Origin of the sequence: Pseudoalteromonas sp. T1lg122, from assembly GCF_002964825.1 — a bacterium.
GTDB lineage: Bacteria > Pseudomonadota > Gammaproteobacteria > Enterobacterales > Alteromonadaceae > Pseudoalteromonas > Pseudoalteromonas gelatinilytica.
Map to the genome: position 1 here is coordinate 385,069 of NZ_PQCG01000007.1, position 18,962 is coordinate 404,030.

At 41.2% G+C, this 18,962-nt stretch carries 17 protein-coding genes and 1 pseudogene; 6 read left to right on the forward strand and 12 right to left on the reverse strand.

Translation table 11 applies throughout. The features are described from left to right. The first annotated feature begins 89 nt into the window (after window positions 1-89). Complete coding sequence (locus C2M33_RS07140) at window positions 90-437, forward strand: hypothetical protein (protein WP_105174096.1); 348 nt, start codon at window positions 90-92, stop codon at window positions 435-437. Between the two features lie 47 nt (window positions 438-484). Here C2M33_RS07140 and C2M33_RS07145 read toward each other — a convergent pair whose 3' ends face one another. The 12 genes and pseudogenes from C2M33_RS07145 to C2M33_RS07200 all read right to left on the reverse strand — a co-directional run bounded on the left by C2M33_RS07145 (window position 485) and on the right by C2M33_RS07200 (window position 12,647). Next, on the reverse strand, window positions 485-1,363 hold the full coding sequence (locus C2M33_RS07145) for a LysR family transcriptional regulator (protein WP_105174097.1): 879 nt from the start codon (window positions 1,361-1,363) through the stop codon (window positions 485-487). A 351-nt stretch (window positions 1,364-1,714) separates the two neighbouring features. Beyond that, window positions 1,715-2,566, reverse strand: coding sequence for an EAL domain-containing protein (locus tag C2M33_RS07150; protein WP_105174098.1), 852 nt, complete (start codon window positions 2,564-2,566; stop codon window positions 1,715-1,717). A gap of 108 nt (window positions 2,567-2,674) precedes the next feature. After that, complete coding sequence (locus tag C2M33_RS07155) at window positions 2,675-3,175, reverse strand: hypothetical protein (RefSeq protein WP_105174099.1); 501 nt, start codon at window positions 3,173-3,175, stop codon at window positions 2,675-2,677. Beyond that, the gene (locus tag C2M33_RS07160; RefSeq protein WP_158685570.1) at window positions 3,172-3,942 is read right to left on the reverse strand and encodes a helix-turn-helix domain-containing protein; all 771 of its coding nucleotides are present in this window, start codon (window positions 3,940-3,942) and stop codon (window positions 3,172-3,174) included. The genes C2M33_RS07155 and C2M33_RS07160 overlap by 4 nt, the downstream gene beginning before the upstream one ends. Before the next feature lie 397 nt (window positions 3,943-4,339). After that, window positions 4,340-4,996 carry a 3-oxoacid CoA-transferase subunit B gene (locus C2M33_RS07165; RefSeq protein ID WP_063705387.1) on the reverse strand — a complete coding sequence of 219 codons (657 nt, stop codon included), beginning with the start codon at window positions 4,994-4,996 and terminating at the stop codon, window positions 4,340-4,342. Between the two features lie 11 nt (window positions 4,997-5,007). Continuing rightward, entirely contained in the window at window positions 5,008-5,706 is a 699-nt protein-coding gene (locus C2M33_RS07170) for a CoA transferase subunit A (protein WP_055197201.1), read from the reverse strand. A gap of 11 nt (window positions 5,707-5,717) precedes the next feature. Then, complete coding sequence (locus tag C2M33_RS07175) at window positions 5,718-6,623, reverse strand: hydroxymethylglutaryl-CoA lyase (RefSeq protein ID WP_105174101.1); 906 nt, start codon at window positions 6,621-6,623, stop codon at window positions 5,718-5,720. Next, window positions 6,623-8,586: pseudogene (locus C2M33_RS07180) on the reverse strand (acetyl/propionyl/methylcrotonyl-CoA carboxylase subunit alpha). Before C2M33_RS07180 ends, C2M33_RS07175 begins: the two are co-directional and overlap by 1 nt. Before the next feature lie 8 nt (window positions 8,587-8,594). Continuing rightward, window positions 8,595-9,365 carry an enoyl-CoA hydratase/isomerase family protein gene (locus C2M33_RS07185; protein ID WP_054553800.1) on the reverse strand — a complete coding sequence of 257 codons (771 nt, stop codon included), beginning with the start codon at window positions 9,363-9,365 and terminating at the stop codon, window positions 8,595-8,597. Window positions 9,366-9,375: 10 nt separating this feature from the next. Next, entirely contained in the window at window positions 9,376-10,983 is a 1,608-nt protein-coding gene (locus tag C2M33_RS07190) for a carboxyl transferase domain-containing protein (RefSeq protein ID WP_054561520.1), read from the reverse strand. A gap of 9 nt (window positions 10,984-10,992) precedes the next feature. Then, window positions 10,993-12,168 (reverse strand): isovaleryl-CoA dehydrogenase, encoded by a 1,176-nt coding sequence (locus C2M33_RS07195; protein ID WP_063705375.1) that lies wholly within the window; start codon window positions 12,166-12,168, stop codon window positions 10,993-10,995. A 44-nt stretch (window positions 12,169-12,212) separates the two neighbouring features. Beyond that, window positions 12,213-12,647, reverse strand: coding sequence for a MerR family transcriptional regulator (locus tag C2M33_RS07200; RefSeq protein ID WP_054553803.1), 435 nt, complete (start codon window positions 12,645-12,647; stop codon window positions 12,213-12,215). A 341-nt stretch (window positions 12,648-12,988) separates the two neighbouring features. Between C2M33_RS07200 and C2M33_RS07205 the strand changes: the two genes are divergently transcribed. From C2M33_RS07205 to C2M33_RS07225, 5 genes are all read left to right on the forward strand, one after another. Further along, entirely contained in the window at window positions 12,989-14,170 is a 1,182-nt protein-coding gene (locus tag C2M33_RS07205) for a thiolase family protein (protein WP_105174102.1), read from the forward strand. 91 nt (window positions 14,171-14,261) lie between these two features. After that, window positions 14,262-15,752, forward strand: a complete 1,491-nt coding sequence (locus C2M33_RS07210; protein WP_063705367.1) for a CoA-acylating methylmalonate-semialdehyde dehydrogenase — start codon at window positions 14,262-14,264, stop codon at window positions 15,750-15,752. A 110-nt stretch (window positions 15,753-15,862) separates the two neighbouring features. Continuing rightward, window positions 15,863-17,020 carry an acyl-CoA dehydrogenase family protein gene (locus C2M33_RS07215; RefSeq protein ID WP_105174103.1) on the forward strand — a complete coding sequence of 386 codons (1,158 nt, stop codon included), beginning with the start codon at window positions 15,863-15,865 and terminating at the stop codon, window positions 17,018-17,020. Between the two features lie 10 nt (window positions 17,021-17,030). Beyond that, window positions 17,031-17,810, forward strand: coding sequence for an enoyl-CoA hydratase (locus C2M33_RS07220; protein WP_105174104.1), 780 nt, complete (start codon window positions 17,031-17,033; stop codon window positions 17,808-17,810). Then, on the forward strand, window positions 17,810-18,952 hold the full coding sequence (locus C2M33_RS07225) for an enoyl-CoA hydratase/isomerase family protein (protein WP_105174105.1): 1,143 nt from the start codon (window positions 17,810-17,812) through the stop codon (window positions 18,950-18,952). The genes C2M33_RS07220 and C2M33_RS07225 overlap by 1 nt, the downstream gene beginning before the upstream one ends. Window positions 18,953-18,962 lie beyond the last annotated feature (10 nt).

The following is an 18,962-nucleotide window of genomic DNA, read 5'->3' on the forward strand; positions in this document are numbered from 1 at the left end:
GTTAACATTCTGAAATTTCTTGTATCAAATAAACCTAGTAACTGATATTGATTACGGATAAACCCTATAATTGAGATAAGGAAATTTATATGAACAAACAGTTAGGTTTAATAGCTGGAGCGTTGCTAGTATCAACGAGCTGTTTCGCAGCTGATAGCTTTCAAGTTGAAACATCTGTTTATAAAGCGAATGAGCTATTAGCATCGCCAGTAATGCTGGTGGAAGAAAAAAAACCTGCGACCATCTCTATAGGTGAGGGGTTTAGCTATGAAATTACAGTGATACCACAACAAAATAATACTGCAGCTGTAGAAACATCAATCACACTCGCTGGCAGCAATTTTACACCTTCTTTTATTGTGGCATATGGTAAACAATCATCTTTTGAAATAGGTGAAAATAAAGTGAGTATCTTAGTCAGCAAATCTAAAAGCTAAATTTTCAATAAACGACCCTCAATGAAATTGAGGGTCTTTACGATTTATCATTTAAGATGTTTAAAGGTATCAAGCATCCATTTAATAAATAACTCTAATTGTGCATTGGTTTCACTAGGGTCGTGTTGCACTAAGTAATATTTATCTTTTGTTTTTAATGGCATATCTGTGAAATTAAATAGCCATTGCTCATCAAACCAAGTTTGACTAATTGGCAAGGGGATTAGGGCAATACCCATACCCTGTTGCGCCGCACGTGCCACACCAAACATACTATCAACCTGAATAATTTGCTTTGGTGCAAAGTCATCAATACCAGCATGCTCTGCCCATTGGTGCCAAGCCCAAGGGCGTGCTTTATGAAGAATGAGTGGAACTTCATTTAAAGCCTGAAACGGGTTTTCTTGCCATGCTTGCCAGTTTTCTTTATTGCAAGCTGGTGTATACGATAGCGAAAATAGCTCATGTACAACGCCTTCGTGCGGTTTAGATGAAGACAATACAATCGACAAATCGCTTTGCTTAGTCAGCTCTTTACGCGTTTTTAAGGTATTAAGCTGTAAGTTTGTATTTGGATGATCGCTTGTCCATTCGCTTAGTTTTGGCATTAAAAGCTCACTAGCGAAAAACTCAGGTAGCGTAATACTAATAGTCACATTTTCTTGTAACTGACTAAACTCGTTGATGGTTTTTTCTAGCGCTTTAATAAGCGGCGATACAGAGTCATAAAAATTCTTGCCTGCAGCTGTCAGACGAATTGAACGGGTTTGACGTTCAAACAGTTCAATACCCAATTGTTCTTCTAATTGTTTGATCTGATGGCTTACGGCAGACGGTGTAAGGTAAAGTTGGTTTGCTGCATCTTTAAAGCTAAGGGTGCGTGCAGCAAAACAAAATGAGCGTAGGCCACGAATAGGTGTTTGCATAGTTAATTTCAGTAAGTCTCAAAAGCGCTTGTTAGTTAATTAACTGCTAAGCAATTATTATCCCAAAATGTAAAAAAATAGATATTAAAGAATGAATATAGCTAACTCTTGCCATATTGTATAAAAAACAGTCGCGAATCGCTCGTTTAATCTATGTTTAGGCAAATGTTTAGCAAAAAAGTGATCTTAGCAGTTTTAGCTATTAGGTCATAGTCTCAGTATTAGATACTGCCAATTCACTAAAGCAGGGCATTTTATACTATTTATGTGACAAAATGGTGCGAACAATGCCCCAATCAACCAGTAATTTATAGATAGTTTTAGTTTGAAAGTTATGTGTTGCGCTAAAAATCAAGGTAACTTAATCACTTTATCTAACTGAGACTGGTTAACTACTTGTTTATTTTTAAACGCAATTAACTCGAATTGTTTCCACATTAAAAGTTTTTTTAATGGAAGAGGCTTATAAAAGTAATAGCCTTGCTGTGTATGAACGCCGCGTTTCAGCAAAGCATTAGTCTGCTCTTTGGTCTCAACACCCTCAGCAACGATGTTTAAGCCAAGTTCTTGATACATCTTAATATAGCAATCGATAACTTTTGAATCACCATGGGCAATCCTACTAGTAAATGATTTATCAATTTTAACTCCTGTGATATCAAACTCTTGTAAATAATAATTATCACCAAAGCCACTTCCAACATCATCTAAATAGATATCGATACCTAACTTACGTAACCTATCAATAACACCCTTTGCAGTAGTGAAATCTGTTACTTTAGTTCTTTCTGTTATTTCTAAACATAGCCATTTACAGTTAGAGAATTTGTTTTCGATAAAATCTACAAAACTGTGTGTCAACATCGAGGGTGGTACATTGAATGACACTTTAAAGGTATCATTTTCTAACAATATACAGTTAAGCTGAACCGCTGTTTTTAAGATATGGTCTTTCATGAGTTCTGCCAGAGCATCACTTGCTTCGAGCTCTTCAATAAAAGCATCTGGCAATATTACTTTTCCGTTAGACACTTTTCTTATCAAAGCTTCTGCGCCAATCATTTTATAGCCTTCAGCAGTAACTTGAACTATTGGCTTGAAATGGAAAATATACTCAGAGCAATCCATTTTCCTAGAGGTGTATTCGAGGCTTGAATTTGTTTCACTGATTTCTATTAGGTTGTGTTGTATTGCACTTTTCATTTTAACTTCACAGCTGATTTAAGTTGTTTGTACTTTATCTGTGACAGCTAAAAAAGTGTCTTTATTAAATTTTATAATTATTAAAATGTTATAAATCAACCTGTTAAATTATATCGAGAGTTCACTTTGAGGCCTCAAGCATTTTATAAAATTATTGTTTAAATCTTTGTAGCAAAAAATTCTGCTATTTATAAACCACGTTTCGTAAATACGTTTTTCTTTAACATTTACGCCAAGCATAGATTTTTGAATCTTCCTTACAATTGGTGACGACGATGCAACGTAGACAAAATATGGTTCTGTATCACTTATCTCTTTGATATTCTCAGTAATAGCTATCAGGCGATCTTTATCTTTGTAGATATCGCCATTAATAAAAAAACCACCATGATTTAACTGATTTTCTAGATCTGATATGTTTGTTATTGATGTGTACTTGTCTGCGGCTTGTAAAAAATTGACCTTAGTCTCAATTTGTAGCGGTTGCTCATTTTTTATAAATACTTTTTCGCTTCTTAAGTAAAACCCTGAAATAGGAAGCTTGCTGTGTTGCTGAAAACAAATGAAAAATACAAGCAGTACGAAAAAAATAATGTTGAATATTTTCATAATTTACAGCCTATAGCTTTTAATTCAGATAAAATTTTATCTACATGATCCCCATAAAGTGAATCTAGTTGATTGCCTCTAATACAATCGATGATTATTTTTTGTCTATATTTACTAACAAACAAAATGCTTTTCCCAGATGTACTTACATCTGTTAGATACTTGCTCATTTCATCGATGTTTAGCGTTGATCTTGAAGTGATAGAGTCAAAAAGGTTTTTAATGTGAGTGCCTTTAGGACTAATGATGACAGCACTTTGTGTGTGGCTTATGTCATAAATTTGGTCTTTCTTTGTGTATAAAGAAGTTTTTGCAATCAATATGTAAGCTAAAAACACTATGTTAATGATTAGCAAAGGGAACTTTAGAGATATATCCAGCGCTTGATTAACTCTATTGATTGGTAGTCGAATTTTTTCTTTTACAGCAACATCAGTTAACAAGCTTGAATTTGCTATTTGAACATCAGAATCAGCACCTATTATGTATCCTAGATTTTGAGTATTTAAGATCACTTTTTGGGCTGTGTGATGTTTAAATATTTTTCGAAGGTTGGTAATAGCAACAGGTACCGAATTTACAGAAACAACACGATCCGGCCAACCAATCAACATCAAATCTTCAATTGTAAAATAATGATTTTTCTCATTAAGTAATTTTTTTAAAATAGCGTATTCAGAATACGGTGATTTGTATTTTTCATTTTCTATTACAATGAAGTAATTACCACCAGACTCGAAAAACTCAACAACAATTTTTAAATTCACTTCACTCACCACACTACGACGCTCATTGAATCAATTTTCGTAGACTCAATGTTTAACTATGAATAAGCAAACTGAAACTGATAGATGTTTTTACCTCAAAGTCCATTTTTAAATTGGTATTTAAATCTCAAAACCTATGTGCGAAGGCCTTTGCATTAACTGTTTAGAATTATCCAAATAAATATGGTCGTATTATATGTTTTAGCTAAGACTAAAATTTGATTTAGATCAAAGTATCTACGAACCATTAGCTAGTCACTTAAAAGCTTGTTAAATCTAGTGATTAAGCATTATTTTGGATTGGTAATAGATAAAAAAAATCCCTCTTGCGAGGGATTTTGGGTAACTCAGCGCCATTGGCACTGGGAATGAGGTCGGTACATGGGATGTGAGTGGTTTAAAAAACCATCTCTGGAACATCACCTTCAACAAGCAATTTGCCTGCCGTTTTGCTAATTATTTCATCTACTGACACGCCCGGAGCGCGTTCGATTAGATGAAATGCGCCGTCTTTAACTTCTAGTACGGCTAAATCAGTTACGATTTTCTTTACACAGTTAACCCCAGTTAGCGGTAAAGTGCAACTTTCTAATAACTTAGAGTCGCCATGCTTGCTTGCATGAGTCATCGTAACAATAATATTCTTCGCGCCAGCAACGAGGTCCATCGCGCCACCCATGCCTTTAATTAGCTTCTTTGGGATCATCCACGATGCGATGTTACCGTTCTGGTCAACTTCAAATGCACCTAAGACCGTTAAGTCTACATGACCACCCCGTATCATGGCAAAACTATCTGCACTATTAAATATTGCTGCACCTGTGGCTGCTGTCACGGTTTCTTTACCCGCGTTGATCATATCTGCATCAACTTGGTCTTTTGATGGGTACGCACCCATGCCTAATAAACCATTTTCAGACTGCAGCATAACTTCGATACCCTCAGGTACATAGTTAGCAACGAGAGTAGGGATACCAATACCTAGGTTTACGTAATAGCCATCTTGTAGCTCTTGTGCAACACGCATTGCAACTTGTTCACGTGATAATGCCATTTTATTGCTCCTTAATCGCGAGTTGTTACACGTTCAATGCGTTTTTCAAAGTCACCTTTGATCACGCGATTAACATAAATACCTGGGGTATGAATTTGGCTTGGCTCAAGTTCACCTGGCTCAACAATTTCTTCAACTTCAGCAACAGTAATTTTACCTGCTGTCGCGGCCATCGGGTTGAAATTCATAGCTGTGTGGCGAAATACAAGATTACCGTAGCGGTCGGCTTTCCATGCTTTAACAATGGCAAACTCACCCGTAATTGACTCTTCTAAGATATACGGGCGACCATCAAATTCTTTAACTTCTTTACCTTCTGCAACCGGAGTGCCGTATCCTGTTGCAGTATAAAACGCAGGAATACCCGCACCACCGGCACGCATCTTCTCAGCGAGTGTACCTTGTGGTGTTAAAACCACATCAATTTCGCCATCGAGTAGTTGTTTTTCGAAAAGCGCATTTTCACCTACATAAGACGCGATGATTTTTTTAATTTGCTTATCGTGAAGTAAAATACCTAAGCCGAAATCATCAACACCGCAGTTGTTTGAAACAACGGTTAGATTTTTAGTCTGTTTACGCTTAATTTCACTGATAAGTCCCTCAGGAATACCACACAAGCCAAAGCCACCAGCGATAATAGTATCGCCATCTTTTAAACCTTCCATTGCAGCTTCATAACTTGAAACCACTTTATCGAAACCGGCCATGAGCCTACTCCTTAATTATTCTGAGTGTTCTTTAGAGCAAGTGATACCTTGCTGACAGGTTGTTTATTTAATGCACTGCAAATAGCCCAACCAGCTTTCGCCAGTCTTTCTAAATCAATTCCATGCTCTATGCCAAGCCCTTGCAGTAAGTAAACTACATCTTCAGTGGCAACATTTCCTGACGCGCCTTTGGCATAAGGGCAACCACCAAGGCCTGCAACAGCACTGTCAACCGTTGCTATACCGCGGCTTAGGGCGGTGTAAATATTTGTGAGCGCTTGCCCGTAGGTGTCGTGAAAATGTACAGCGAGTTTAGATTTATCAATATGTTGCAAGAGTAAATCTAATAACTCATCGACTTTTCTCGCCGTACCCACACCAATGGTGTCACCTAGGCTAATTTCGTAACAGCCAAGCTCAAGTAATCTTTGTGATACTTTTAATACATCATTGTAGTCGACATCACCTTGATATGGGCAACCCATAACGCAGCTCACATAACCTCTAACACGAATGTTATTCGCTTTGGCAAAAGCCATCACATCTTTAAAGCGATCAATACTTTCATCAATAGAGCAGTTAATGTTCTTTTGACAAAACGCTTCACTTGCTGCTGTAAAGATAGCAAATTCTTGAATGTCGACTTGTTTTGCTGCTTCTGCACCCCGTAAATTTGGGGTGAGGGCACTTAAGTTAACACTAGGCAAATTTAACGCGCTAATTACATCGCTAGAGTCAGCCATTTGTGGCACCCATTTAGGTGACACAAATGCGCCTGCTTCAATATCTTTAAGCCCTGCATCAGCAAGAGCGTTGATAAGAGCGACTTTATCTTGAGTACTAACGGCTGCTTCATTTTGCAAACCGTCTCTGGCGCCAACTTCTACAATGCGAACAAAATCAGGAAACTGTGCCATTACGCCTCCGGCTCTTCAACGATCGCGAGCATATCACCGTGACTCACCAGTTCACCTTCAGCAAAGCAATAGCTCGTTAATACACCATCATGCGGGGCATTGAGTGTGTATTCCATTTTCATAGCTTCAATAATGACGACCGCATCACCTTTAGCAACCGTACTACCCACCTCAACCAAATGCTTAACAACAGTACCATTGAGTGGCGCAGCGAGTGGTAGTGCATCACTTTCGTGTTCACTAATATAGTGTTTATCAATCAGTTCTAGCACCGTTTGCTGTGCTTTGTACATCACTGTGATGTGAGAGTCTGCTTGATTAATATGAGCCACAACTTTTTCGCCATTAACGACTAAGTCCGCAAGGCCATTTTCCATGCTACCTGAAGTTGTATAGTCAACTCCATCTAGGTTGATTTTAAAGCCTTCTGAGGCCTTAACAGCATGAACATTTAAATCAACAAACGGAATTGTTGTTTTAGCGTCACTGTTTAGCATAAAGCCTGTTAATTGTTGCCATGGGCTGCTGCTTTCACCCTTGAGTTGATGTGCATACGCATAGGCTGCCACAACAGTTGCAATAACAGATTGTTGCTCGCTTTTAGCAACAAGGCGTTCACCTTGGTCTTCAATAAAGTGCGTATCGGGTGCACCTGCTTGAAAAGTAGGGTGGTTAGCAAGATTATGTAAGAAATTAACGTTACAGCTAAAACCTGCTAGGTGGAATTGCTCTAGTGCTTTTGATAAACGCCCAAGCGCAGCCTCACGGTTATCATCATGAACAATTAACTTAGCAATCATAGGGTCGTAGAACGGGCTAATTTCATCACCCGCTGCAATCCCTGTATCTATACGTACAAATTCAGATTCGTTCGGTGTAAATAGAGCATCAATGTGACCAGAACACGGAATAAAGTCATTACTTGGATCTTCTGCATAAATACGCGCTTCAAAGCTGTGACCTTGCAGTTGAATATCTGCTTGGCTAAGTGGTAATGCTTCACCTGCCGCAATGTTGATTTGCCAATTCACCAAATCAACACCAGTAACCATTTCTGTTACTGGGTGCTCTACTTGTAAACGGGTGTTCATTTCCATGAAGAAGAATTCATCACCGCAAAGTAAAAACTCAATCGTACCTGCACCGCGATAGTTAATCGCTTGGGCACAACGTACCGCAGCTTCACCCATTTCTTTACGAAGTGCATCAGATAAACCCGGAGCAGGGGCTTCTTCAATAACTTTTTGGTGACGACGCTGTAAAGAGCAGTCACGGTCGCCTAAGTACACACAGTTACCATGGCTATCTGCAAAAACTTGTACTTCAACATGGCGAGGTTTAGTGACATAGCGCTCTAACAGCACTAAATCGTTACCAAAGCCGGCTTTTGCTTCACGTTTTGCGCCTTCAAGAGCACGATAAAGTCTTTTGCGTGTTCTACAACTCGCATACCTTTACCACCGCCACCAAAGGCCGCTTTAATCAGTACCGGGTAACCAATTTTTTCAGCTTCGGCTTGTAAGAACTCAGTATTTTGATTATCACCATAGTAACCAGGCACTAAAGGTACATTCGCTTGGTGCATAATTTCTTTAGCGCGGGTTTTTGAGCCCATGGCTTCAATGCTAGATGCTGGTGGGCCAATAAAGGCAATATCATTTTTCTCACACGCAAGCGCAAAGTCAGAGTTCTCTGATAAAAAACCATAGCCCGGGTGAATACAATCAACACCTGCTTGTTTTGCCACATCGATGATTTTGTCTGCCACTAAGTATGAGTCTTTACTTGGCGCAGGACCAATATGGTACGCCTCATCAGCAAGCTTTACGTGCTGAGCATGTTTATCTGCATCTGAGTAAACAGCAACCGTTGTTAAGCCCATTTGCTTTGCTGTACGCATAACTCGGCAGGCAATTTCACCACGGTTGGCAACGAGAATTTTTTTCAATGATTTTGTTGTCATAATGGTTCCTATTTCTGCCAGTTAGGGGCACGTTTTTCAAAAAATGCAGTTAGGCCTTCTTGGCCTTCTTCAGATACACGAATCCGCGCAATGCGCTCAGCGGTTAACTCAATCAGCGCATCATCTATTACGTTGCCAGCGACATCATTGATTAGCTGCTTCGCTGCTTTAACAGCAATAGGGCCATTGTTCACAAGGTTTTGTAAGTGTTTATCGAGCGCTGTTTGTAAATCGCCGGTGATCTGGTGAATTAAACCCAGTTGCTTAGCTGTATGCGCGTCAAAAATCTCTGCCGTTAAAAAATAACGACGTGCAGCGCGCTCACCAATAGCTTTAATGACATAAGGGCTGATAACTGCAGGAATAAGACCAAGCTTTACTTCACTTAGGCAAAACTGTGCATCGTCTTGGCAAATCGCGATATCACAACACGCAATCAAGCCTAACGCACCGCCAAATGCAGCACCTTGTACGGCACAAATTGTAGGGTGAGGGCTTGTAGCAAGGACTTTCATAAGCTTTGCTAGCTGCATAGAGTCCGCTAAGTTTTCTGCAAAGTCATTGCCAGCCATTGACTTCATCCAGTTTAAATCAGCGCCAGCAGAGAAGTGCTTACCTTCGGTTTTTAAAACCAGTGCGCGCACATCACAGCTATTTGCGTGTTCAATTAAACGGATCAGCTCACTGATGACTTCTTCGTTAAATGCATTGTGTTTTTCTGGGCGACTTAGTACCAGTACAGCCACATTTGATTTTGTTATTTCGAGTGTTACTGACATAAGGCCTCCATTACATTCTAAATACGCCGAACTGCGAATCGCGCTCTGGTGCATTTTTAGCTGCACTTAAGGCAAGCCCCAATACATTGCGGGTATCAGCAGGATCGATAATGCCATCATCCCAAAGGCGGGCACTGGCGTAATATGGATGACCTTGTTTTTCGTATTGCTCGATAATTGGCTTTTTAAACTCACTGACTTGCTCATCAGTCATGCTTTCGCCTTTACGGGCTAAACCGTCTTGTTTAACTTGTGCAAGAACGCCAGCTGCTTGTTCACCACCCATTACAGATATACGGGCATTTGGCCACATCCACATCATGGTTGGTTCGAATGCACGGCCACACATACCGTAGTTACCTGCACCATACGAGCCACCAATTAATACGGTGAATTTTGGTACATCAGCACATGACACAGCGGTTACCATTTTCGCACCATGCTTGGCGATGCCTTCGGCTTCGTATTTTTTACCAACCATAAAGCCCGTAATATTTTGTAAAAACACCAAAGGAATTTTGCGTTGCGCACATAGTTGAATAAAGTGCGCGCCTTTTTGCGCCGATTCACTAAATAAAATGCCGTTGTTGGCAACAATACCTACAGGGTGACCAAATATTTTTGCAAAGCCGGTTACTAATGTTTCGCCAAAGTAGCGTTTAAATTCATCAAATGATGAATCATCAACAACACGAGCAATTACTTCGCGTACATCAAATGGCTTTTTAAGGTCGGTACCCACAATGCCGTAAATTTCGTTAATGTCGTAACGCGGCGGTTTAACATCATCAAGTAACGGTGCTGTTGGGCGCTGATAGTTGATTCGTTCAATACATTGGCGCGCGATAGAAAGTGCATGGGCATCGTTTTCAGCATAGTGATCGGCAACACCTGATGTTTTACAGTGAACATCAGCACCACCTAGCTCTTCAGCACTTACTTCTTCACCCGTAGCCGCTTTAACTAGTGGCGGACCAGCTAAGAAAATTGTACCTTGCTCTTTTACGATAATACTTTCATCAGCCATTGCAGGTACATAAGCACCACCTGCAGTACATAAACCCATAACAACCGCAATTTGTGGGATGCCTTTACCAGACATACGTGCCTGATTATAGAAAATACGGCCAAAGTGTAATTTATCTGGGAATACATCATCTTGTTCAGGCAGGTTTGCACCGCCTGAATCAACTAAATAAATACACGGTAAATGACAACGCTCTGCGATATCTTGGGCACGTAGATGTTTTTTCACTGTTAGTGGAAAGTATGTACCGCCTTTTACGGTTGCATCATTGGCGATGATCATACATTCAACGCCTTTCACACGACCAATACCGGCAACAACACCGGCACAAGGAATGGCTTGTTCATACACGCCAAAGGCTGCAAATTGTGAAATCTCTAAAAATGGCGAGCCTTCATCAAGTAGCGTTTCAATACGGTCACGAACAAACAACTTACCACGGCCTTGGTGGCGCTCAATCAGGGCAGGGCCACCACCTAAACGGATATCAGCGACTTTTTCACGTAAATCACTTACGAGCGCTGCCATGTTGTCGTGATTTTGCAAAAATTGCGGATCGTGTGGATTTACACTCGATTTTAAAATCGTCATAACAAGGTCCTATCTGCTTTCAGTGAATAATTCGCGACCAATTAACATGCGGCGGATTTCAGAAGTACCTGCGCCAATTTCATACAGTTTTGCATCACGTAATAAACGACCTGTTGCGTACTCGTTGATATAACCATTACCACCTAAGATTTGAATAGCATCAAGGGCCATTTTAGTCGCAAGCTCTGCGGCATATAAAATTGCGCCAGCCGCATCTTTACGCGTTGTTTCGCCGCGGTCACATGCACGAGCTACCGTGTAAACGTATGAACGAGCAGCATTCATTTGCGTGTACATATCAGCAATTTTGCCTTGAATAAGCTGGAATTGACCAATTGGACTATCAAATTGTTTACGTTCATGAATATAAGGAACCACAATGTCCATACATGCTTGCATAATGCCAAGCGGGCCAGCGGCTAAAACAACACGCTCATAATCAAGGCCACTCATAAGTACTTTTACACCTTCGTTTAAGTTACCTAGAATGTTTTCTGCTGGTACTTCGCAGTTCTCGAACACTAATTCACATGTGTTAGAACCACGCATACCAAGTTTGTCTAGTTTCTGCGCAGTAGAAAATCCTGGTGTGTTACGTTCAACGATGAACGCTGTAATGCCCTTAGGGCCAGCATTTAAATCTGTTTTTGCATAGATAACAAAGGTATCGGCATCTGGACCATTAGTGATCCACATCTTGTTACCGTTAAGTACAAACACATCGCCTTTTTTCTCGGCTTTTAATTTCATTGATACAACATCAGAACCCGCATTTGGCTCACTCATCGCAAGGGCACCAATGTGCTCACCGCTGATAAGCTTAGGCAGGTATTTTTCTTTTTGAGCCTGTGACCCATTACGGTTGATTTGGTTAACACATAGGTTTGAATGAGCACCATAACTTAAACCAATCGATGCGCTTGCACGGCTAATTTCTTCCATTGCGATTACATGCTCAAGGTAACCAAGGCCCGCACCGCCAAATTCTTCAGGTACTGTCATACCTAATAATCCCATTTCGCCAAGCTGTGGCCAAAGTTGATTAGGGAAGGCATTGTCTATATCGGTTTGTTCTGCAAGTGGGGCAATTTCTTGGCTCGCAAAGCTATTAACGTGATCGCGGATCATGTCTGCTGTTTCGCCAAGTCCGAAGTTCATTTCTTTGTATAGTGAAATAGTGCTCATAATGTGTGTTCCTGTGAGAGTCTGTTGACGAGATTGTTGTCAGGTTATTCGTCTAAATTATTAAGGGTTTCACGACAGCGGCGTTCTGCTGTAACCAATTCCATCAGTACAACTTTAATGTCGTCCATTTGTTGGCTCAGGTCCGCTTTTTTCTCTGCGATAAGGTCAAGCATAGTCACTAGCTGTTTAGCACTTGATTTATCTGCATCGTAAAGTTCAAACAAACGGCCCGTTTCAGCCAAGGTAAAACCTAAGCGTTTACCACGTAGAATAAGTTTTAGTCTTACTTTGTCGCGTTTTGAATAAATACGGGTTTGACCATTGCGATCAGGTGAGATCAGGCCTTGGTCTTCATAAAAGCGGATAGAGCGGGTTGTAATATCAAATTCTTTTGCTAGTTCGCTGATACTAAACGTTTGCTCATTGCTTGCAGGTTCAACTGCTGCGCTTTCAAAGTTTGTTTGATTGTCTTGTTTCATGATTTATTTACCTCATTCGAATAACACCAATATAAGTGAAGTTTACGTAAAGGTAAAGGGTGATTTAGGAGTTATACTTTAGACTTATAAAGATAACTGGTTGGATTTGTTGAAAAGCTTTATTTATCTAGCCTTGTAAGCAGATGTTCGATTTTTCATACAACAAAATACAGATAAGTTTACAGTTTTGCCGGCCGCAAAAATGTTGATTTTAGATTTACGTTGGCGTAAACGTAAATATTATGTATGCTGAATTAAATCGAAATTAAACTATAACAAATTAACTGTTTGGTTACACATGATTTGAACACATGATGATAACCACTTACATGGAGCCAATTATGACTACTGAAGCCGTTGTTATTGTTGCCGCAAAACGTACCCCTATGGGTGGTTTTATGGGCGCACTAAGTGGTGCACACGCAACTGATTTAGGTGCTACAGCTATTAAAAGTAGCTTAGAGCAAGCCGGTTTATCTGCCGATAAGATTGACGAAGTGATCATGGGCTGTGTATTACCAGCTGGTCTTGGTCAAGCACCTGCTCGCCAAGCAATGTTAAAAGCGGGCCTTAATCAAGGTACTGGCGCAACAACAATCAACAAAGTTTGTGGCTCAGGCTTAAAAGCTGCAATGTTTGCTCATGACTTAATTAAATCAGGCTCTATAAACACCGCTGTTGCGGGTGGTATGGAAAGCATGAGTAATGCGCCTTATATGTTACCGAATGCACGTTCAGGTATGCGTATGGGTCATGGCGAAGTAAAAGATCACATGATGTGTGATGGCCTTGAAGATGCTTACGACAACAAAGCAATGGGTTGTTTTGCACAAGACACTGCCGATCAATATTCAATTGGTCGTGAACAAATGGATAACTTTGCACTTAGCTCACTGACTAAAGCAAACAGCGCGATTGAGACAGGCGCATTTGATAATGAAATTGCAGCGCACACTATTTCTACACGTAAAGGTGATGTGACCGTTGAGATTGATGAGCAACCAGGCAATGCACGCCCTGATAAAATCCCAGGTTTACGTCCTGCATTCAAAAAAGATGGCACGATTACAGCTGCAAACTCGTCATCAATTTCTGATGGTGCAGCAGCGCTAGTGTTAATGCGTGAATCAGATGCTAAAGCACAAGGTTTAACGCCACTTTGCCGTATCGTTGCTCACAGCACACATTCTCAGGCTCCAAGCGAATTTACTTTAGCACCGGTTGGCGCGATGCAATCGCTTTTAGAAAAAGCAGGTTGGTCTGTGAATGATGTTGATTTATGGGAAATCAACGAAGCGTTTGCCATGGTGACTATGCTTGCAATTAACGAGTTAAAACTTGATGAAAGCAAAGTAAACGTAAACGGCGGTGCTTGTGCACTTGGTCACCCAATTGGTGCAAGCGGCGCGCGTATCTTAGTTACCTTAATTCATGCATTAAAGAATCGTGGTCTTAGCAAAGGTGTTGCCTCACTGTGTATCGGTGGTGGTGAAGCTGTTGCTATGGCAATCGAAGCTATTTAATCGCTTTAGAATTTTAATCTCTCACAGCCGCAACGTATTTTAAAAACTATCATGTTGCGGCCTCTTTATACCCACTGGGGAGGAGTGCCTCATGCACCAAGTACCTTTATTTATCAACGGCGAATTTACCCAATCAAGTTCAACGCAGTTGATTGATGTTATCAATCCTGCAAACCAAGAAGTGTTAGCGCAAGTTCCGTGTGCAACGGATGCTGAAATGGATGCAGCCATTGCCTCTGCAAAAGAAACATTTAAAACATGGAAAGAAGTGCCAATTTCTGAGCGTGCGCGCATTATGATGAAATACGCTGCACTACTAAAAGAAAACCATGACGAGCTTGCGACGATTATTTGTCATGAGCTGGGTAAAACTTTTGAAGACGCCAAAGGCGATGTTTGGCGTGGTATTGAAGTTGTTGAGCAAGCAGCCAATGCACCATCACTAATGATGGGCGAAACAATGGAAAACGTAGCGCGTAAAATCGATACTTACTCTTACATGCAGCCACTAGGTGTATGTGCGGGTATTACGCCATTTAATTTCCCTGCGATGATCCCATTATGGATGTTCCCACTGGCTATTGTGTGTGGTAACACCTTTATTCTTAAACCATCAGAGCAAGATCCACTAACACCAATGCGTTTAGCTGAACTATTTGTTGAAGCGGGCGCGCCAAAAGGGGTGTTACAAGTTGTTCACGGCACAAAACCACAAGTTGACCGTTTATTAGAAGACCCAGCAGTACGTGCTATTTCATTTGTTGGTTCGTGTGGTGTGGGTGAATACATCTATTCAAAAGGCACAGCAAACCTTAAACGCGTACAAGCTTGTGTTGGTGCAAAAAACCACATGGTTATTATGCCAGATGCAAGTAAATCGCATGTTGTAAATAACCTAGTCGGTGCGTCTGTAGGTGCTGCGGGTCAGCGCTGTATGGGTATTTCCGTTGCTGTATTTGTTGGTCAAGCTAAAGACTGGGTTGATGAAATTAAAGCAGGCTTTGAAAACGTACGCCCAGGTGTATGGGATGATGCCAACGCGGCTTACGGCCCACAAACATCAAAAGCAGCTAAAGACCGTATTTTATCACTGATCGCAAGTGGTAAATCACAAGGTGCAACGTGCTTAATTGATGGCTCTGACTTTACTGTTGAAGGTTACGAGCAAGGTAACTGGGTTGGTCCAACGTTATTTACTGATGTAACAACAGAGATGGATTTATACAAAGAAGAGATCTTTGGTCCTGTATTGGCTTGTATGTTTGTAGATACTCTTGAAGAGGCGATTGAGCTTATCAATAACTCGCCTTACGGTAACGGTACATCGTTATTCACATCAAGCGGCGCTGCTGCACGTAAATTCCAACATGAAATCGAAGTAGGTCAAGTTGGTATCAACGTGCCAATTCCTGTGCCACTCCCGTTTTTCTCTTTCACAGGTTGGAAAGGTTCATTCTACGGTGACCAACACACCTACGGTAAGCAAGGTATTCGTTTTTACACAGAAACGAAAACAATTACTTCACGTTGGTTCGAGGATGATATCGCCTCAGGTCCTAACATGAGTATCAACCTTAAATAAGCCGTAATTAATTTACTGCTGAGCGAGCACACGCTCGCTCAAAGAGCACACATTTAAACGACAACAATCGTTATTCACACAAGAATAAGACAACAAAATAGAGGTCTACTATGGACTTTAATTTAACCGAAGATCAGCAAGCGTTTGCTGAAACAGCCCGTCAGTTTGCAGAGTCAGAACTTGCTCCAAATGCAGCTAAATGGGACCAAGAACACATTTTCCCGAAAGACACCATTAAAGCAGCCGGTGAGCTAGGCTTTTGTGGTTTATATACCCCTGAAGAAGCGGGTGGCTTAGGTTTATCTCGCCTAGATTCAAGCATTATTTTCGAACAGCTTGCAATGGGTTGTACCGCAACAACCGCTATGTTGACCATTCATAATATGGCAACCTGGATGATTGCAAGCTTTGGTACTGAGGACGTTAAAGCTCAGTACTGTGAGCAATTAGTAATGGGTGAGTTACTTGCTTCTTACTGTTTAACAGAGCCTGGCTCTGGCTCTGATGCCGCATCACTAAAAACCAAAGCGGTAAAAGAGGGCGATGAGTATGTGATCTCAGGTTCTAAGATGTTTATCTCAGGTGCTGGTGAAACTGATTTACTTGTAGTTATGGCTCGCACAGGTGGTGAAGGCGCAGCCGGTATTTCGGCATTTGTTGTGCCAGCTGACGCAGCAGGTATCGAATACGGTAAAGCAGAAGAAAAAATGGGCTGGAATGCACAGCCGACACGTTTAATTAGTTTTGAAGGCGTCAGAATTCCTGCGGCTAACTTACTAGGCCAAGAAGGCGAAGGCTTTAAGTTTGCAATGCAAGGCTTAGATGGCGGTCGTATTAATATTGCAACCTGTTCATTAGGTACAGCACAAGCAGCTCTTAATACTGCGCGCGAATACCTAAAAGAACGAGAGCAATTTGGTAAGCCTTTAGCTGCTTTCCAAGCACTGCAATTTAAGATTGCTGATATGAACACCGAGCTTGTTGCTGCTCGTCAAATGGTGCGCTTAGCCGCATTTAAACTAGATACCGGTGACAGCGAAAAAACCACTTACTGTGCGATGGCTAAACGTTTTGCTACAGATGTTGGTTTTAAAGTCTGTGACGACGCACTACAAATTCACGGTGGTTACGGTTACATCAAAGAATATCCATTAGAGCGTCATTTTAGAGACGTCCGTGTGCATCAAATTCTCGAAGGCACAAACGAAATTATGCGTGTGATTATCGCACGTCGTATCTTAGCTGAGTCAGCTGGCGACATTCTATAAGGAGCAACCTATGTCTAATCCATCGATTGATTTAAATATTGAAGGTAACGTAGCGGTTTTAACCATGAATAACCCGCCAGCGAATACCTGGACACAAGATACATTAACCGCGCTTAAAGACACTGTAACTGAGCTAAATGCCAACAAAAATGTGTATGCATTAGTGATTACAGGCCAAGGTGAAAAGTTCTTTAGCGCAGGTGCTGATTTAAACGTGTTTGCCAGCGGCGACAAAGGCGTTGCTGCCACTATGTCAAAAGTGTTTGGTGATGCATTTGAAGCGTTAACCAATTTCCGTGGTGTATCAATCGCAGCTATTAATGGTTATGCCATGGGCGGTGGTCTTGAAGTGGCTCTTGCGTGTGATATTCGTATTGCTGAAGAGCAAGCTCAAATGGCACTACCTGAAGCGAAAGTTGGCTTACTGCCTTGTGCTGGCGGTACGCAAAACCTTGCATGGCTTGTTGGTGAAGGCTGGGCAAAACGCATGATTTTATGTGGTGAGCGCTTAAAAGCAGACAAAGCACGTGAAATTGGCCTTGTTGAAGAAGTGGTTGGCACTGGCGAAAGTTTAGCTGCGGCAATGAAACTTGCTAACAAAGTTGGCGAACAAAGCCCGGTTGCTGTGACTGCATGTAAAGAGCTTATTCAAAAAGGTCGCACACAACCTATGGCTCATGCATTGCCATTAGAGCGTGAGTTATTTGTACAATTATTTGATACGCAAGACCAAAAAGAAGGCGTGAATGCGTTCTTAGAAAAGCGTAAAGCTAATTGGGTAAATGGCTAATGACTAACGTAACACTACTAAATCATCAAGATGCGCCTGTGGTGTTTGAAACTGCAGAGGCCGAAAGCGGCCTCATTGCAATTGCGACACTCAATGCGCCTAAGTCGTTAAATGCCTTAAATTACGACATGATCCAATTGCTTGAGCCGCAGCTTAGAAAATGGGCTGACGATGACGCAGTTGCCATGGTTATTCTAAAAGGGGCTGGCGAAAAAGCATTTTGTGCTGGTGGCGATGTAGTAAGCCTACATAAAGCAATGAGCACAGGTGAGCCTGCTAACTACATTGAAGACTTTTTTACCCATGAGTACAAATTAGACTACCTAATTCACTGCTATGAAAAGCCAATATTACTTTGGGGAAATGGCATAGTCATGGGTGGCGGCCTTGGCTTAATGGCTGGGGCAAGTCACCGTGTGGTAACCGAAACATCGCGTATCGCAATGCCTGAGCTAACCATTGGTTTATACCCAGATGTTGGCGGTAGTTATTTCTTACATAAAATGCCTGAGCAAGTGGGCCTATTCTTAGGTTTAACTGCTGCGTCTATCAATGCTGAAGATGCATTGTTTGTTAATCTTGCTGATCACTATGCAACAGCAGATAAATATGACGCTATTTTAACGGCTATCACAGCTGAAAAGTGGGGAAAAACAGCCTCATTAAATCACGAAAAGCTGACTAACATTCTAATCTCTATTGATAATATTTCAGGTCGTGTCCCTAAAGGTAATGTAAAAGATAACTTAGCGGTTATTCAAAAGCTGGCTGAATTTGACTCACTGCAGGGCAAAGTTGACTACATCCAAGCTTTAGAAACAGAAGATAAATGGCTTACCCGTGCGCAAAAGTCATTAGCGCATGGTTGTCCGCTTAGTTGTGCGCTGGTTGAACGTCAATTAGCTAATTCAAAAGAGATGACATTAGCACAGTGCTTTAAAATGGAGCTGGGTATGTCAGTACGCTGTGGCGAACTAGGTGAGTTCCAAGAGGGCGTTCGTGCGCTACTAATCGACAAAGACGGTGCACCTAACTGGCAGTTTAAATCGCTTAGCGATATCGACGAAGCAGTTGTAGATAGCTTCTTTACAGCACGCTGGGATGAGCAATCTCACCCACTTAACTCATTAACGTCATCTTAAGTCCAAGGGG

Excerpts from the sequence above, each read along its gene's own strand:
- C2M33_RS07140 (WP_105174096.1), top strand. The coding sequence starts at position 90 with ATGAACAAACAGTTAGGTTTAATAGCTGGAGCGTTGCTAGTATCAACG.
- C2M33_RS07185 (WP_054553800.1), bottom strand. The coding sequence starts at position 9,365 with ATGTCAGTAACACTCGAAATAACAAAATCAAATGTGGCTGTACTGGTA.
- C2M33_RS07200 (WP_054553803.1), bottom strand. The coding sequence starts at position 12,647 with ATGAAACAAGACAATCAAACAAACTTTGAAAGCGCAGCAGTTGAACCT.
- C2M33_RS07150 (WP_105174098.1), bottom strand. The coding sequence starts at position 2,566 with ATGAAAAGTGCAATACAACACAACCTAATAGAAATCAGTGAAACAAAT.
- C2M33_RS07175 (WP_105174101.1), bottom strand. The coding sequence starts at position 6,623 with ATGGCACAGTTTCCTGATTTTGTTCGCATTGTAGAAGTTGGCGCCAGA.
- C2M33_RS07220 (WP_105174104.1), top strand. The coding sequence starts at position 17,031 with ATGTCTAATCCATCGATTGATTTAAATATTGAAGGTAACGTAGCGGTT.
- C2M33_RS07205 (WP_105174102.1), top strand. The coding sequence starts at position 12,989 with ATGACTACTGAAGCCGTTGTTATTGTTGCCGCAAAACGTACCCCTATG.
- C2M33_RS07215 (WP_105174103.1), top strand. The coding sequence starts at position 15,863 with ATGGACTTTAATTTAACCGAAGATCAGCAAGCGTTTGCTGAAACAGCC.
- C2M33_RS07195 (WP_063705375.1), bottom strand. The coding sequence starts at position 12,168 with ATGAGCACTATTTCACTATACAAAGAAATGAACTTCGGACTTGGCGAA.
- C2M33_RS07190 (WP_054561520.1), bottom strand. The coding sequence starts at position 10,983 with ATGACGATTTTAAAATCGAGTGTAAATCCACACGATCCGCAATTTTTG.
- C2M33_RS07165 (WP_063705387.1), bottom strand. The coding sequence starts at position 4,996 with ATGGCATTATCACGTGAACAAGTTGCAATGCGTGTTGCACAAGAGCTA.
- C2M33_RS07155 (WP_105174099.1), bottom strand. The coding sequence starts at position 3,175 with ATGAAAATATTCAACATTATTTTTTTCGTACTGCTTGTATTTTTCATT.
- C2M33_RS07145 (WP_105174097.1), bottom strand. The coding sequence starts at position 1,363 with ATGCAAACACCTATTCGTGGCCTACGCTCATTTTGTTTTGCTGCACGC.
- C2M33_RS07225 (WP_105174105.1), top strand. The coding sequence starts at position 17,810 with ATGACTAACGTAACACTACTAAATCATCAAGATGCGCCTGTGGTGTTT.
- C2M33_RS07210 (WP_063705367.1), top strand. The coding sequence starts at position 14,262 with ATGCACCAAGTACCTTTATTTATCAACGGCGAATTTACCCAATCAAGT.
- C2M33_RS07170 (WP_055197201.1), bottom strand. The coding sequence starts at position 5,706 with ATGGCCGGTTTCGATAAAGTGGTTTCAAGTTATGAAGCTGCAATGGAA.